Here is a 14,861-nt window from a genome sequence, read left to right on the forward strand (position 1 = left end):
TGGTGGGACCTTCTCATCCACAGGTCGAACGGGAAACAGGTGGATCGACACGTGCCAGAATCTTTTTTCGTGGAGCATGCGGACAGGTTCCGCGCGTCACACAGATCCGGCTTGCCACACGCGCGGAACGTGCGGAACCCTTGATACCCATGACGCTCGAATCGATTGAAGCGCAGGGGCCCGACGCCCCTGCCGCCGGTACGTCCTCCCGGCGCGGCAAGAAGCCGACGCCTGCCAGCCCGACACCGGCCAGAACACACAGATCGAGCGACGCCCCGTCCCCGCAGGTCTGGGACGGGCGCAGCAAGTTCCCGCACATCGGCGAGTACGGGTTCCTGTCGGACTGCGAGGCCAACGCGCTCATCGCGCCGTCGGGCAGCGTGGAGTGGATGTGCGTCCCCCGCCCCGACTCACCCAGCATCTTCGCCAAGATCCTCGACCGGGGAGCGGGCCACTTCCGGGTGGGCCCGCACGGCGTGCGCGTGCCGAGCGCGCGCCGCTACCTGCCCGGCACCCTGATCCTCGAGACCACGTGGCAGACGGAGACCGGCTGGCTCGTGGTGCGCGACGCCATGCTGATGGGGCCGTGGCACGACCTGGAGTCCCGCTCCGGCACGCACCGCCGCACGCCTACGGACGACGACGCCGAGCACATCCTGCTGCGCACCATCAAGTGCGTGTCGGGCACGGTCGAGGTCGAGGTCGAGTGCGAGCCGCGCCCCGACTACGCGCGGTCCGAGGTGGACTGGGAGTACGAGAACAGCGGCTACTCCGCGGTCGTCGCCAAGATCGGCGACCCCACCCCGGACGTGCACCTGCGGTCCAGCCTGCGGTTCGGGCTGGAGGGCAAGCGGGCGACGGCGCGTACGCGGATGTCGCAGGGTGACGAGCACTTCGTGGCGATGTCCTGGGGCTCGCAGGACCCGCCGACCAGCTACAAGGAAGCCCTCGACGCCATGTGGCGTACCGAGCGGTACTGGCGCGACTGGATCACGCAGGGCACGTTCCCGGACCACCCGTGGCGCGTCTACCTGCAGCGTTCCGCGCTCACGCTGAAGGGGCTGACCTACTCCCCCACGGGCGCGCTGATCGCCGCGGCGACGACGTCGCTGCCCGAGACCCCGGGCGGGGAGCGCAACTGGGACTACCGGTACGCGTGGATCCGCGACTCGACGTTCGCGCTCTGGGGCCTGTACACGCTGGGCCTGGAGCGGGAGGCCAACGACTTCTTCGCGTTCATCCAGGACGTCTGCCGCGACAACCGGCAGCTCCAGATCATGTACGGCGTGGGCGGCGAGGAGACGCTGGAGGAGTTCGAGCTCCCGCACCTGTCGGGCTACGAGGGCGCCCAGCCCGTGCGCGTCGGCAACGCCGCGTACGACCAGCGCCAGCACGACGTGTGGGGCGCGGTGCTCGACTCGGTGTGGCTGCACGCCAAGTCGCGCGACCAACTCCCCGAGTCGCTGTGGCCCATCCTCAAGCGGCAGGTCGAGGAGGCCATGAAGCACTGGCACGAGCCGGACCGGGGCATCTGGGAGGTGCGCGGCGAGCCGCAGCACTTCACCAGCTCCAAGCTCATGTGCTGGGTGGCGATGGACCGCGGCGCCAAGCTGGCCCGCCTGTACGACGAGCCGGACTACGCCAAGGCGTGGCAGAAGATCGCCGACGAGATCGCCGACGACATCTGCACCAAGGGCGTGGACGACCGCGGCGTCTTCACGCAGCGCTACGGCGACCCGGCGCTCGACGCGTCGCTGCTGCTCGTGCCGCTGCTGCGGTTCCTGCCGTCGGACGACCCGCGGGTGCGGGCCACCGTGCTCGCGATCGCGGACGAGCTGACCGAGGACGGCCTGGTGCTGCGGTACCGCACCGACGAGACCGACGACGGCCTGCAGGGCGAGGAGGGCTCGTTCACCATCTGCTCGTTCTGGCTGGTGTCCGCGCTCGTCGAGATCGGCGAGGTGGAGCGGGCCCGGGCGCTGTGCGAGCGGCTGCTTGGCTACGCGTCCTCGCTCGACCTGTACGCGGAGGAGATCGAGCCCGGCAGCGGCCGGCACCTCGGCAACTTCCCGCAGGCGTTCACGCACCTGGCGCTGATCAACGCCGTCATGCACGTGATCAAGGCGGAGACCGGCGAGTCCGAGAAGGGCTACTTCGGAGTCTCCCGCCAGATGTGACCCGCTGACACCCCCGTAGTGCCCCGCTGAGTGCGGGATCTTCGCCCTTCCTGGCCTCGGCCAGGGGCGAAGATCCCGCACTCAGCTCGTTTTTCGGGGGTCTTGCGCGCGTTGGCTAATAGGCGTAGCTTTAAGGCTATGACAACAAGCCAGAGCAACAAGCTCTCCTTCCTCCAACGACCCGAGGGCAACATCGCCTACACCGACGCGGGCACCGGGCCGCTCGTCGTCGCCATGCCCGGCATGGGCGACCTGCGGTCCACCTACGACGACCTCGCCCCCGCGCTCGTCGACGCCGGCTACCGCGTGGTCGTCGCGGACCTGCGCGGCCACGGCGACTCCGACACCACGTTCCGCACGCACGGTGACGACGCCACCGGCACGGACTTCATCGCGCTCGTCGAGCACCTCGGCGCCGGGCCGGCCGTGCTGCTCGGCAACTCGATGGCGTCGTCCGCCGCCGCCTGGGCAGCCGCCGAGCGCCCGGAGCTCGTGCGCGGTCTCGTGCTGCTCAGCCCGCTCCTGCGCCAGACGGGCTCCCCGGCCATGCAGAAGGTGCTGCGGGGCGTCTTCCGCGTGCTCCTCGCCCGGCCCTGGGGCGCCGCGTTCTGGGCCGCCTACTACTCGTCGATCAGCAAGGGCCGCCGCTCCGCCCGGCACGCCGAGCAGGTGGCGGAGGTCCGGCAGAGCCTGCGCGACCCGGCGCACCTGCGCTCGTTCCGCGATCTCGCCATGGTGCTCGACCACTCGGTCGTCGAGGCCCGGCTGTCCGAGGTCACGGCGCCGTCACTGGCCGTGGTCGGCGCGCTCGACCCCGACTTCACCGACCCGGCGAAGGAGCTCACCTGGATCACGGAGACGATCGGGTCGCGCGGCGTCCTGGTCGACGAGGCCGGGCACTACCCGGCGCAGCAGGCGCCCGACGTCGTGGTGCCGGCCGTGCTCGACTTCCTCGCCGGGCTCCCGGACGCGACCGAGGGCGGCCGGAATGCCTAGGGCGGGTCTGTCCCACGACGCCGTCGTGCGCCTGGCGCTCGAGGTGGTCGACGACGGCGGGGCGAGCGGCTACGCCGACCTGACCCTCGCCAAGGTGGCCGCCAAGGCCGGTGTCGCGACCCCGAGCCTCTACAAGCACGTCGGCTCGCTGGCCGACCTGCGCCGCGAGGTCGCCCTGATCGCCGTCCAGGAGGTGACGGCCGCCGCGACGTCGGCGACCGTCGGCCGGGCCGGGAGCGACGCGCTGCGGGCCCTGGCGACCTCGTGGCGCACCTACGCGCACGCGCACCCCGGCCGGTACGCGTCCACCCAGGTGGGTCCCGACCCGGAGGACCCGGCCGACGAGCGGCTGCGCGAGGCGGCCGCCGAGAGCGTCCGGGTGGTCGGCGCCGTGCTGCACGGCTTCGGCCTGCCCGACGAGCGCCTGATCGACGCGATCCGCGCGGTCCGGGCGGGCTTCCACGGCTTCGTCATCCTCGAGCTCGGGGGCGGCTTCCGGATGCGGGAGGACGTCGACCAGAGCTTCACCGTGCTGCTGGACATGCTGGTCGCGGGGGTCACCGCGCTCGGCGTGCCCGACGGCGCTGACGGCGGCGCCGCCGACGCCGGCCTGGACCACCTCGACCACGACACCGCCGGGAGCCACCGATGAGCACCGTCCGCAGCACGACCGCACGCTCCGCCGACGCCGGCCGGTCCGGCGGCAGCACGACCGCGCGCTGGACCGCCGTCGCCTTCGTGGCGGCCGGGGTCGCCTTCCTGCTGTTCCCCGTGCTGCGGCCGTGGCCCGACGAGACCGTCGCTAGCACCGGACTCGCCACCGCGTTCGCCTCCGACCGCTGGGTCGTGTCGCACCTGCTCGGCATCCTCGGGCTGGGCCTGATGGCGCCCGCGCTGCTCGGGCTGCGGGCGCTGCTGGTGGGGGTCGGTAGCGATTCGGCAGGGGCCGGACGCGGCGGGAACCCCGGCGTGCGGAGCGCGACCTGGGCCCTGGTCACCGCGTGGACAGGCGCGGGCTTCGCCGCGCTCTACTTCGGGGCCGAGATCTTCGGCATCCGCACCCTCGCGGAGGCGGCGCTGCGCGACGGCGACCTCGGCCTGCTCGCCGACGTCGAGGTGCTGCGCATGCAGCCGTGGGCCGTGACGCTGTTCGGCGCCGGGCTGCTCCTGCTGGCCGTGTCCGGCGTGCTCGCCGCCGTGGCGCTGTGGCGGTCGGGTGGGCGGGCCTCGGGGCCGCAGGGCGCCGGCACGCACCCGCGGTGGATCGGCCTGCCCCTCGCGCTCGGCCTGGTGCTGGTGCTGCCCCAGTTCTTCGGCGGGCCGGAGCTGCGGATCACACACGGCGTGCTGGTCGCGGCGGGCTGCGTGCTGGTCGCGGTGGTGGTGGGCAGCGGCCGGGTTTCCGGAGCGAACCGGTAGCCCTGCGGACGACATGCGCGGTGGCCAACAAGCGTCGACAAAGCCCTGTGGACAGAGCTGTGGATACGACAGAGGCGTGAACCCCTTCCGGGGTCCACGCCTCTGTCGTTGCTGTCAGACGGCCCTACATGCGGCCGGCGAGAGCGTCAGTCGCTGCTGTTGAAGATCGCGACGATGCGCAGGATCTCCAGGTACAGCCAGATCAGCGTCACGAGCAGGCCAAAGGCCGCCGACCAAGCCATCTTGGCCGGCACGCCGGCCTCGACACCCCGCTTGATCGAGTCGAAGTCCACGATCAGCGAGGCGGCCGCGAGGCCGACGGCGACGAGGCCGACGATCACGCCGATCGGGCCGCTACGCATGCCGAAGCCGTCCAGCACACCCGTGATCAGGAGCACGAAGTTGATCAGGCTGAACAGGGCGTACCCGATCAGCGCGAACATGAGCCAGCGCGTGAACTTCGGCGTGACCCGGACCTTGCCGCTCTTGAACAGGAACAGGCTCACCGCGAACACCGAGACCGTACCGATCACGGCCTGCGGGACGGCGCCCTGCGCGATCTGGCTGTAGACCAGCGAGATCGCGCCGAGGAACGCGCCCTGGAACACCGTGTAGAGCACGATGAGCGCCGGGCTGGGGTTCCGCTTGAAGGCGTTCACCAGACCCAGGACCAGGCCGCCGATCGCGCCCACGATCATGACCATGCTCAGCATCGCCGGGGGAACCAGCGTCCACGTCGCCGCGGCCACCACGACCAGAAGGGCGAGCAGCCCACCGGTCTTGATGATCACGTCGTCGTACGTCAGCCGCTTGGTGTCCGCCGTGGTGGCGGACGGCGACTCGTACATCGCGTCGAGCTGCGACGCGTCCATCGCCTGCTGTCCCGCGGCGCCGTACTGGCCGTACTGGCCAGGCTGCGGCGGGGTGCCGTATGCGGGACTCTGGTTGGGGTAGGTGGCGGTGCCGCCGCGGCGTCCACCGGCATTGCCGGTACGACGGGGTTCACCGAAGACGTCGCTTCTTGAAAAGACGGGGTTGCTCATCTGCTCCTCCTGGTCTGTCTGACCATCCTAGGGAACGCTGAGGACGGTCCAGGAGTTCCCAGGTCATCCCATCGGATGAAGTGGGTCCGACCACGGGATGATCAGGGCCGGTTATGGGTGCGGCGCCCGCTGTCCGCTACCTACTCTCGTAACAACGAGTCTCCTGGAAGGGCAAGCGATGATCGAGGCCAGAGGCCTGACGAAGAGGTACGGCGCGAAGACCGCCGTGGACGGAGTCACGTTCACGGTGCAGCCGGGCCAGGTGACGGGCTTCCTGGGCCCGAACGGCGCCGGCAAGTCGACCACCATGCGCATGATCATGGGCCTGGACCGGCCCACGGCGGGCGCGGTCACCGTGAACGGCAAGCCCTACGCGGCGCACCGCCGTCCGCTCGCCGAGGTCGGTGCCCTGCTCGACGCGAAGGCCGTGCACACCGGCCGCACCGCACGCAACCACCTGCTCGCCATGGCCGCCACGCACGGCATCGCCACCAAGCGCGTCGACGAGGTGATCGATCTCACGGGCCTGCAGTCGGTCGCGAGCAAGCGCGTGGGCGGCTTCTCGCTCGGCATGGGCCAGCGGCTCGGCATCGCCGCGGCCCTGCTCGGCGACCCGCGCACGCTGATCCTGGACGAGCCCGTCAACGGCCTCGACCCGGAAGGCGTGCTCTGGGTCCGCAACATCGCCAAGTACCTGGCGTCCGAGGGCCGCACGGTCTTCCTGTCCAGCCACCTCATGAGCGAGGTCGCCCTCACGGCCGACCACGTGATCGTGATCGGCCGGGGCCGCATCCTCGCCGACGCCCCGGTCGCGGAGTTCGTGGAGAGCGCGGCCCGCAAGGTCGTGCGCGTCCGGTCGCCGCAGGCCACGGAGCTCGCCGACCTCCTGAAGGCCAAGAACGCCGAGGTGGAGGACGTCGAGCCCGGGCTGCTGGAGGTCCGCGGCACCGAGGCGGCCGCCGTCGGCGAGCTGGCCGCCGCCTCGCGGATCGTGCTGCACGAGCTCACGCCGGTCGCCTCCACGCTGGAGGAGGCCTACATGTCTCTCACCGCGGACGCGGTGGAGTACCAGTCCGAGGGCATCGCCGCCGTCGCGGCCGCGACGTCCCACCTCGAGGGGAGCAAGGCATGAGCGCGACAGTCACCGCTCCGGCGAGCGGATCGGCGTCGGGCCCGACGACGGAGCACACCCCGGTGCACAACGTCACCTTCTGGCGCGTGCTGCGCTCGGAGTGGATCAAGCTGTGGACGCTGCGCTCGACGTGGTGGACCCTCGGCGCGACCGTCGTGGTGATGGTCGGCTTCGCACTGATGCTGGCGTTGATCGTCCAGCTCGTGGGCAGCGAGATGGAGGGCGCGTCGCCCGAGGACCAGGCCGCGATGGGCACCATGCTCGGCGGGACCACCGTGGTGGCAGCGGGCTTCGAGATGGCGGCCCTCGTGGTCGCGGTGCTCGGCGCCCTGATGATCACCGGTGAGTACTCCACCGGCATGATCCGGTCCACGTTCGCCGCGGTGCCCAAGCGCCTCCCGGCGTTCTTCGGCAAGGCCCTGGTGCTCGTGCTGGTCACGGCCGTGCTCATCACCGTCTCCCTGGCGCTGAGCTGGCTCGTCACCTACCCGCTCCTGAACGGCAACGACGCGACCGTGGACTTCGGCGACAGCGACCAGGTGCGCGCGCTCGGCGGCACGGTGCTGTACGTGACGCTCGTGGCCCTGTTCGCGCTGGGCCTGGGCGCCCTGCTGCGGCACACGGCGGGCGCGATCTTCACGGTGGTCGCGATCTTCCTGGTGATCCCGACGATCGTCCAGATCGCCACCTTCGCGGCCTCCCAGCTCGAGTGGGTCGGCACGGTGAACAAGCTGCTGCCGAGCGTGGCGGGCACACAGATCACGCCGAACGCGGGCGCGTTCCCCGACGTGCTCGACCCGTGGGTGGGCATCAGCGTGCTCGCCGGCTACACGGCGCTGGTGCTGGCGGGCGCGGCGATGCGCGTCAAGTTCCAGGACGCGTAGCAGCCGCGGGCCCGACGCCGGCCGCGGGTCGGCGTCGGGCCTCGGCCGTCGGGCGCCCAGCGTGGGCGGTGCGGAAACAGTTGGTCCCCGGGGTGTGTCGCTCCGAGTAGACAGTGTCTACTCTCCGCGACACACCCCGGGGACCAACTGTTTTCGGGACCGGGCCGGGTCCTGGAAGCCCGACCGTCACATCGGGTCGAGCGGGTGCGGCCAGACCGGTGCAGGCTCGGGCTGCCGGCGCTCCGGCTCCGGCTGCGGCTCCTGACGGCGCTGGGGCAGCGCGGCCTGCGCCGCCGGCTGCTGCCGGGGGACGTACTGCTGGTGCTGCGGGTTGCGCGGGGCACTGTGGTTTCCCGGGGCGCCGTGGTTTCCCGAGGCGCTGTGCTGGGGTGCGAACTGCGGGGCGAACTGGGGCGCGGGCTGCTGACCGGGCTGCTGACCTGGCTGCCGCGGCGCCTGGTGCTGCGGAGCGGCATGCTGCGGCGTGGCCTGCTGCGGTGCGAACGGCTGCGGGCCCGGCTGCTGCTGCGGCGCGGGTCGCTGCGGCGGAGCCGGGTGCTGCTGCGGGCTCGGCTGCCGACGCGGCGCGTACCGCGGGGCGGCCTGCTCCTGCGGGACGCGCTGCTGCGGCGCGTACTGCGGTGCCGGAGCCGGACCGGCCGGCGTCGGCCAGACGGGCGGGGCCGGGGTGGGTGGGGCCGACGTCGGTGGGACCGGAGCCGGCGAGGCCGCAGGAGGCGACGCTTCCTGGACCGGCGGCCAACTCTGCGGCACAGCACCACCGGCAGCCGCACCAGCCACGGCACCGCCGGCAGCCGCACCACCGGCGGCCGCCACTGCCGGGGTCCGCGCCCCCTGACGCCCGACGGCGCGCAGCGCACCCGTCGCCACGCTGACCAGCGCACCCGTCAGCGGACGACGCACCCGGCCGGCCGCCTCGTCCGCGGCCCGACGGCGTTCCGCCCGGCGCTCGAACAGCGTGTAGATCACCGGCACGACGTACAGGGTCAGCAGGGTCGACGACACCAGGCCGCCGATGACGACCAGGGCCAGCGGCTGCGAGATGAACGCCCCGCCGCCGGTCAGCCCGATCCCCATGGGGGTCAGCGCGAAGACCGTCGCCAGGGCCGTCATCACGATCGGCCGCAGCCGCTTGCGGGCCCCCTCGCGCACGGCCTCGTCGAGGCCCATGCCCCGGGCGCGGTACTGGTTGATGAGGTCGATGAGCACGATCGCGTTGGACACCACGATCCCGACCAGCAGCAGCGTCCCGATGAGGGCGGGCACACCCAGCGGGGTGTCCGTCACGACGAGCGCGACCAGGGCGCCCACCGCGGCGAACGGGACGGACACCAGCAGGATGAACGGCTGCGCCAGGCTGCGGAACGTCGCCACCATGACCACGAACACGAGGGCGATCGCGGCCACGAGCGCCAGGCCCAGGTCGCCGAACGCCTCGGCCTGGTCGGCGGCGGCTCCGCCCACCGACACCGCGGCCCCGGCCGGCAGGTCGATCGACGCGAGCTCGGCGTCGACGGCGTCGGTGGCCGCGCCGAGGTCGGCACCGGCGGGCGTCACCGAGACCGTGGCCGATCGCTCGCCGTCGATCCGCGTGATCGACGTCGGCGAGCTGGCGAGCTCGACCTGTGCGACGTCGCTCAGCGGCACGGGGCCGGCCGCGGTCGGGACGGGGATCTCGCCGATCTCGTCCATGGTCGCCGGGACCTTCCCGGCCCAGAGGTTCACGCCGACCGGCCCCTCGGCGGTCTGGAGCTCGCCGACGTCCTGGGCGCCGGTCATCGCCGCCGAGGCGATCCCCGACACCTGCGTCTCGGTGAGCCCGTACTGCGCCGCGGCCTTGCGGTCGACGGACACCTCGACGATCTCCTGGGCGGCGGCCAGGTCGTTGGTGACCTCCGCGGAGGCGTCCAGGCCGCTCATCGCCTCCTGAACCTGGTTCGTGGCCTCGGTCAGCGTCTCGTCGTCGCGGGCCCGGACGACGAGGTCGATCGAGGACGTGCCCACCGAGTCGCCGGCGGAGACGGAGACCTCCGTCGCGGGCTCCTCGGTCAGGCCGCCGACGGCGGCGCGGATGTCGGCGGCCGCCTGCTCGCCGTCGGCGTCGTCGTCCAGGGTGATCGCGAACGTGGCCTTGAGGCCGGTGCTCGCGCCGCCGAACGCGGCCATCGACATGTCACCGCCGCCGCCGACGGTGGCCTGCACGCTGTCCACGGCGGCGACGTCGGCCAGCGCGGTCTCGACCTGGCGCGCCGCCTCGTCCTGGCCCTCCAGCGAGGTGCCGGGCGCGTAGTGCTGCGTGACGGTCACGGTGTCCTGGCCGCTGTCGCCGAGAAAGCTGGTCTCGACGCGCGGGACGAGGGCGGCGGTGCCGCCGAGGATCGCCACGGCCACCACGATCGTGACGGCGGGCAGCCGCAGCGCGCCGTTCAGCGTCGGCACGTAGACGCGCTGCCAGACGCCGCGCCGCTCCTTGCTCTCGACCTGCTCGCGGTCGGCCGCTCCCCCGCGCCGCGCCTTCTTCGGCGGCCGGATGAACCAGTAGGCCAGCACCGGCACGATCGTCAGCGCCACGACGAGCGAGGCCAGCATCGCGATCGACACGGTCAGGGCGAACGGCCGGAACAGCTCGCCCACCATGCCGCCCACCAGCGCGATCGGCAGGAACACCGCGACGGTGCAGATCGTCGAGGCGGCGATGGCGCCGCCCACCTCGCGGACCGCCGCGAGGATCGCCGTGGCCCTCTCCTCGCCGGTGGACATGTGCCGCTTGATGTTCTCGATGACGACGATCGCGTCGTCGACCACCCGCCCGATGGAGATGGTGAGCGCGCCGAGCGTCAGGATGTTCAGCGTGTACCCGCCCGCCTCCATCGCGATGAAGGTGACCGCGAGCGACAGCGGGATCGAGATCGCGGACACAAGCGTGGACCGCATCGACATCAGGAAGACCAGGATGACGAGCACCGCGAAGAGCAGGCCGAGCCCGCCCTCGGTGGCGAGGCCATGGATCGACTCCTCGATGAACGGGGCCTGGTCGAAGACGACCGCCGTCGCGATGTCGCGCTCGGCGAGCGTGCCGGCCACCTCGGTCTCGGCGAGCGCCGCCTCGATCGCGTGGGACACCTCGACGGTGTTGGCCTCCGGCGTCTTGGTGATGGCCAGGCCGAGCGACGGCGAGCCGTCGAGCCGGGAGTAGGACGTCGGGTCGACCGGCTTGAGCTTCACCGAGGCGACCTGGCCCAGCAGCACGGGCGCGGCCGGTTCGGTCGGCAGGGCGTCGGCAGTGGCGCCCGGCGTCGTCGTGCCGCCGGCCCCTGCCGCGTCGCCCGCTCCGGCCGCCCCGCCGGCCGCGCCATCCGCCCCGCCGCCCGCGCCGCCGCCCGGGAGGACGGGGAGCTGCTTGAGCTGGTCGACCATGTCCACCGGCTTGCCGAGCTGGACGGACCACGCGCGGCCGCCCTCGGTGATCTCCCCGGCCGGGATGACCACGCCGTTGTCCTGCAGCACGGTGGTGAGGTCGTCGGCCGCGAGCCCGGCCGCGGCGAGCTTGCCCTGGTCGGGCAGGATGCGGACCTCGGTCTCGCTCTGCCCGGTCACCGCGACGGCGCGGACGCCGTCGACCTCCTCCAGCGCGGGGACGACGACGTCCTCGACGGTGCTCGCGAGGGCGTTCGGGCTCTTGTCGCCGGAGATCGCCATCTGGACCACGGGCACGTCGTCGACGGAACCGGTCGTGACCTGCGGCTCGACGTCGTCGGGCAGGGTGGGCTGGACGCCCGCGACGGCGCTCTGGAGGCGCTGCGTGGCGGACTCCATGTCGGTGCCGTACGTGAACTCGACGGTGGTCAGCGAGATGCCCGTGGACGCCGTCGACCGCACCGACGCGATCCCGTCGACGGAGGTGACGGCCTCCTCGATCTTGTCGGTGACCTGCTCCTCCACGACCTCGGGCGACGAGCCCTGGTACACCGCGCTCACGATGCCCGTCGGGAGCTGGAGCGACGGGATCAGCTCCTGCTTCAGGGAGGTCATGCTGAGGACGCCGAACACCGCTATCGCGATGGTCACCAGTGCTACGACTGCTCGGTTCGCGAGGGACAGCCGGGCGAGACGGAACACGGAGACTCCACGGTGCGGGCGAGGATCGGGCGCACGGCACGGACCGCCGTCGCGACCTGCGCGGGACCAACGGGGTGAAATCCGGCCGAAGTCACAGAGTAGGGCAGCGCGCCGGACCCCCCGCAAGCGGACGGAGGCATTGACATCCGCCCGGAATCCGTCCAGCACCGCGCGCCTGGACCCCGCGCGCCCTGACCCGTCCGCACGACGGGCCAGGGCGACGGGTCACAGCTCGGACATGGCCTCCTCGGGCGTGCCCTCGGCGACGCGGGCGGCCCGGTTCCAGCGCTGCCAGAGCACGCGCTCGCCGATCGGCCGGGCCATGAGGTGCGCCGTCACCAGGAAGACGACGACGCCGACGAGCAGCACCGCCGAGGCCACCCAGAACGGCGACGCGGGGCTGACGCCCTCCGCAAGCAGGCCCGCGACCACGGGGGCGGGCGCCGCGAAGCCCCAGCGCACGAGGTTGAAGGCGCCGGTCGTGACCCGGCGGTCCGGGTCACCGAGGGCGAGCGACAGGTCGGTGAGGTTCGCGTTGGCGATACCCATGAACACGCCGGCCACGATGGTCACCGCGATGGAGCCGGCGGTCCCGACGCCGACGGCGAGCAGGGCCACGCACACGAGCACGCCGGCGATCGCGACGCCCAGCGTCTGGACGAAGCCGATCCGGTGCGCCAGCCGGTGGCCCACCGCGAGGATGCCGACGGCCACGCCGATACCCCAGGCGGTGAAGACCAGGCCGAGCGGCACCACGTCGAGGCCGAGGAACACCGGCACGTAGCCGAGCACGACGAAGAACACGAAGTTGTAGGCGGCCGTCACGACCGCGAGGGCCAGGAAGCCCGGCTTGCGGAACAGGCCGAAGACCTGCCCGAGCTTGAGCGGCGCCGGCTTCTCGGCCGGGTCCTTGAGCCTGGTGGCGGACACGATCAGCGCGACGACCATGAGCAGGCCGCAGACGAAGAACGGCACCCGCCAGCTGATGTGCCCCAGCAGGCCGCCGATCAGGGGGCCGACGGCGAAGCCGAGCCCGACACACGTCTCGAACAGGCCGACCACCCACTCGCGGTCCCTGGCGAGCGCGACGAGCAGCACCATGGCGGTGGCGAAGAACATCGCGTTGCCCAGACCCCACACTCCGCGCAGCACCGCGAGCTGCACGATGTTGCCGCTCAGCGCGGCCAGCACCGCGGCGATCGCGACCAGCGTGACGCCGGTCGCCAGGATCTTCTTGTAGCCGAACCTGCCCGTCGCCATCACGGCAGGGATCATGCCGATGGCCATGACCGCGATGTACGCGGTGAACAGGAGCTCGATCTCCCAGGTGGTGGCCCCGATCTCCGCGCCGATGACGGGCAGGATCGGGTCGACGACGGCGATGCCTGCGATCGCGAAGAACGCGGTGAGCGCGGTGGCGTAGATGGCTGTCTTGTTCGGTTCGTTGCGCGCGGTGGCCACGCGGCCTCCTCAGGATCATTTATCTGTATCACACAGGTATATGCCTGTAGGCTACACCTATGTCGAGGAGGACGGAAGAGAACGTGGGCGACGAGTACCCCGACGAGGCCCCGCTGTCGCGCGTCGAGCTGCAGCTCGCGCTCCTGCTGCGGCGCGCGGAGCGCACCGGGGCGATCCGCGCGGGCCACACCCCGGCGCTCGAACGCTCGGGGTACCTGCTGCTCCAGGTGCTCGGCAGGGAGGGCCCGCTCGGCATCAACGCGCTCGCCGCACGCCAGTGCCTCGACGCCTCCACGGTGACCCGCCAGGTGGTCAGTCTGGAGAAGGCCGGGTTCGCGCGGCGCAGCCGCGACCCGCTCGACGGGCGGGCCGTGCGCGTGGAGGCGACCGAGGCCGGCCGGGCGCAGCTCGAACAGGAACGCGCACGCCGCAGCGCGATGTACGACCAGATCCTCACTGGGTGGTCCCCCTTCGAGCGCGCGCTGCTCGCCGAGATGCTGGAGCGCCTGAACCACGACCTGGACGCGTTCCGGCGCGACCCCGAGGACTGACCTCCGCTTCCAAAGAACTTGTTGCAAAGAAACCCTTGCAAAGGTGTGTTGGCATCCGTAGGGTGGGTGGCACGAGCTACCCCACCCGAGCCCCACCGAGCCAGGAGCAGCCACGATGAGCGCCTTCGCCACCACCACCACCGCCCCGCAGGTCCGCCACTTCCTCCCGCCGCGCACCGTCGCGTCGTCCGTCCCCGCCGGGCGCCAGGAGGCACCCGCCCGCGACCGCGCGGCCCAGCGTCAGGAGGCCGAGCGCGCCGCCCGGCAGCGGGCCCACGCCGAGCGCGTCCGCGACAACGCGGCGGCCCGCCACCCGCTCGCGCTGCGCTGAACCCGCCGAGCACCGGTTAACGTCCTGCCTATGACTGCGCGCGAAGACACCCCGGGGCACGAGGCGGACCAGTACGCGCCCGCACCGTCCGTACCGCCGGCCCCGGCCGCGACCGCCGGGCCGCCGGCGGAGCTCGGTACGGAGGCACTGCGCGCGCTCTCCCACCCGCTCCGCATCCGCATCCTCGACCTGCTCCCGAGCCACGGGCCGCTGACCGCCAGCAAGCTCGGCGAGATCGTCGGCGAGTCCAGCGGGTCGACGAGCTACCACCTGCGCCAGCTCGCCAAGCACGGCCTCGTCCGCGAGGTCGAGGGCAAGGGCACGGCGCGGGAGCGCTGGTGGGAACGCACCCCCGGCGGGTTCAGCATCTCGACCGTGGGCAAGGAGTCCCCCGCCAGCCGGCAGACCGCCGAGGCGGTCAACATGGAGTTCCTGCGCCTGCGCCACGAGCGGGTGATGGCCTTCGTCCGCGCGGGCCAGGGCGCGGACGAGGAGACGCTGGAGAAGTGGCAGGGGGCCACCACGTTCTTCGCCGCCAACAAGTGGGCCACGCCGGAGCAGATGGAGGCGCTGGTGGCGGCGTGGGACCGCTTCGTGGCCGAGCACATCGACCCGCTCAGCTCTCAGGAGGACGTGCCCGGGACGCTCCCGTTCGAGGTGCACTTCGACGTGTTCCCGACGATCGACCCGGCGGGCAACCCGCTCTGATCCGTCCGGCCTCCGCACC

General features: G+C 72.2%; 12 protein-coding genes. 9 read left to right on the top strand and 3 right to left on the bottom strand.

Features of this window, described 5'->3' with window-relative positions:
- Positions 1–149: 149 nt before the first annotated feature.
- The 4 genes from FHX71_RS20250 (at position 150) to FHX71_RS20265 (ending at position 4,592) form a co-directional block, all read left to right on the top strand.
- Positions 150–2,177 carry a glycoside hydrolase family 15 protein gene (locus tag FHX71_RS20250; protein WP_182619251.1) on the top strand — a complete coding sequence of 676 codons (2,028 nt, stop codon included), beginning with the start codon at positions 150–152 and terminating at the stop codon, positions 2,175–2,177.
- A 138-nt stretch (positions 2,178–2,315) separates the two neighbouring features.
- Positions 2,316–3,173, top strand: coding sequence for an alpha/beta fold hydrolase (locus FHX71_RS20255; protein ID WP_182619252.1), 858 nt, complete (start codon positions 2,316–2,318; stop codon positions 3,171–3,173).
- Complete coding sequence (locus FHX71_RS20260; RefSeq protein ID WP_182619253.1) at positions 3,166–3,825, top strand: TetR/AcrR family transcriptional regulator; 660 nt, start codon at positions 3,166–3,168, stop codon at positions 3,823–3,825. The genes FHX71_RS20255 and FHX71_RS20260 overlap by 8 nt, the downstream gene beginning before the upstream one ends.
- Positions 3,822–4,592: a hypothetical protein gene (locus FHX71_RS20265; protein WP_182619254.1), complete on the top strand. Its 771-nt coding sequence runs from the start codon at positions 3,822–3,824 to the stop codon at positions 4,590–4,592. The genes FHX71_RS20260 and FHX71_RS20265 overlap by 4 nt, the downstream gene beginning before the upstream one ends.
- Positions 4,593–4,738: 146 nt before the next feature.
- Here the strand turns inward: FHX71_RS20265 and FHX71_RS20270 are convergent, their stop codons facing one another.
- Entirely contained in the window at positions 4,739–5,635 is an 897-nt protein-coding gene (locus tag FHX71_RS20270) for a Bax inhibitor-1/YccA family protein (RefSeq protein ID WP_182619255.1), read from the bottom strand.
- A 178-nt stretch (positions 5,636–5,813) separates the two neighbouring features.
- Between FHX71_RS20270 and FHX71_RS20275 the strand changes: the two genes are divergently transcribed.
- Together FHX71_RS20275 and FHX71_RS20280 are read left to right on the top strand one after the other, a co-directional pair.
- A complete protein-coding gene (locus FHX71_RS20275) occupies positions 5,814–6,767 on the top strand; it encodes an ABC transporter ATP-binding protein (protein WP_182619256.1) in 954 nt (317 codons plus the stop codon).
- On the top strand, positions 6,764–7,651 hold the full coding sequence (locus FHX71_RS20280) for an ABC transporter permease subunit (RefSeq protein ID WP_182619257.1): 888 nt from the start codon (positions 6,764–6,766) through the stop codon (positions 7,649–7,651). The genes FHX71_RS20275 and FHX71_RS20280 overlap by 4 nt, the downstream gene beginning before the upstream one ends.
- 186 nt (positions 7,652–7,837) lie before the next feature.
- Here FHX71_RS20280 and FHX71_RS20285 read toward each other — a convergent pair whose 3' ends face one another.
- Both FHX71_RS20285 and FHX71_RS20290 read right to left on the bottom strand, forming a co-directional pair.
- Positions 7,838–11,791: an efflux RND transporter permease subunit gene (locus FHX71_RS20285; protein ID WP_182619258.1), complete on the bottom strand. Its 3,954-nt coding sequence runs from the start codon at positions 11,789–11,791 to the stop codon at positions 7,838–7,840.
- Positions 11,792–12,016: 225 nt separating this feature from the next.
- The gene (locus FHX71_RS20290; protein WP_182619259.1) at positions 12,017–13,252 is read right to left on the bottom strand and encodes an MFS transporter; all 1,236 of its coding nucleotides are present in this window, start codon (positions 13,250–13,252) and stop codon (positions 12,017–12,019) included.
- Positions 13,253–13,311: 59 nt separating this feature from the next.
- Between FHX71_RS20290 and FHX71_RS20295 the strand changes: the two genes are divergently transcribed.
- The 3 genes from FHX71_RS20295 (at position 13,312) to FHX71_RS28865 (ending at position 14,842) form a co-directional block, all read left to right on the top strand.
- Positions 13,312–13,803: a MarR family winged helix-turn-helix transcriptional regulator gene (locus tag FHX71_RS20295; RefSeq protein ID WP_182619260.1), complete on the top strand. Its 492-nt coding sequence runs from the start codon at positions 13,312–13,314 to the stop codon at positions 13,801–13,803.
- A 115-nt stretch (positions 13,804–13,918) separates the two neighbouring features.
- Positions 13,919–14,134, top strand: a complete 216-nt coding sequence (locus FHX71_RS20300; protein ID WP_182619261.1) for a hypothetical protein — start codon at positions 13,919–13,921, stop codon at positions 14,132–14,134.
- Between the two features lie 30 nt (positions 14,135–14,164).
- On the top strand, positions 14,165–14,842 hold the full coding sequence (locus tag FHX71_RS28865; protein WP_220490219.1) for an ArsR/SmtB family transcription factor: 678 nt from the start codon (positions 14,165–14,167) through the stop codon (positions 14,840–14,842).
- Positions 14,843–14,861: the final 19 nt, after the last annotated feature.

This window comes from Promicromonospora sukumoe, assembly GCF_014137995.1.
GTDB lineage: Bacteria > Actinomycetota > Actinomycetes > Actinomycetales > Cellulomonadaceae > Promicromonospora > Promicromonospora sukumoe.

Excerpts from the sequence above, each read along its gene's own strand:
- FHX71_RS20250 (WP_182619251.1), top strand. The coding sequence starts at position 150 with ATGACGCTCGAATCGATTGAAGCGCAGGGGCCCGACGCCCCTGCCGCC.
- FHX71_RS20255 (WP_182619252.1), top strand. The coding sequence starts at position 2,316 with ATGACAACAAGCCAGAGCAACAAGCTCTCCTTCCTCCAACGACCCGAG.
- FHX71_RS20260 (WP_182619253.1), top strand. The coding sequence starts at position 3,166 with ATGCCTAGGGCGGGTCTGTCCCACGACGCCGTCGTGCGCCTGGCGCTC.
- FHX71_RS20265 (WP_182619254.1), top strand. The coding sequence starts at position 3,822 with ATGAGCACCGTCCGCAGCACGACCGCACGCTCCGCCGACGCCGGCCGG.
- FHX71_RS20270 (WP_182619255.1), bottom strand. The coding sequence starts at position 5,635 with ATGAGCAACCCCGTCTTTTCAAGAAGCGACGTCTTCGGTGAACCCCGT.
- FHX71_RS20275 (WP_182619256.1), top strand. The coding sequence starts at position 5,814 with ATGATCGAGGCCAGAGGCCTGACGAAGAGGTACGGCGCGAAGACCGCC.
- FHX71_RS20280 (WP_182619257.1), top strand. The coding sequence starts at position 6,764 with ATGAGCGCGACAGTCACCGCTCCGGCGAGCGGATCGGCGTCGGGCCCG.
- FHX71_RS20295 (WP_182619260.1), top strand. The coding sequence starts at position 13,312 with ATGTCGAGGAGGACGGAAGAGAACGTGGGCGACGAGTACCCCGACGAG.
- FHX71_RS20300 (WP_182619261.1), top strand. The coding sequence starts at position 13,919 with ATGAGCGCCTTCGCCACCACCACCACCGCCCCGCAGGTCCGCCACTTC.
- FHX71_RS28865 (WP_220490219.1), top strand. The coding sequence starts at position 14,165 with ATGACTGCGCGCGAAGACACCCCGGGGCACGAGGCGGACCAGTACGCG.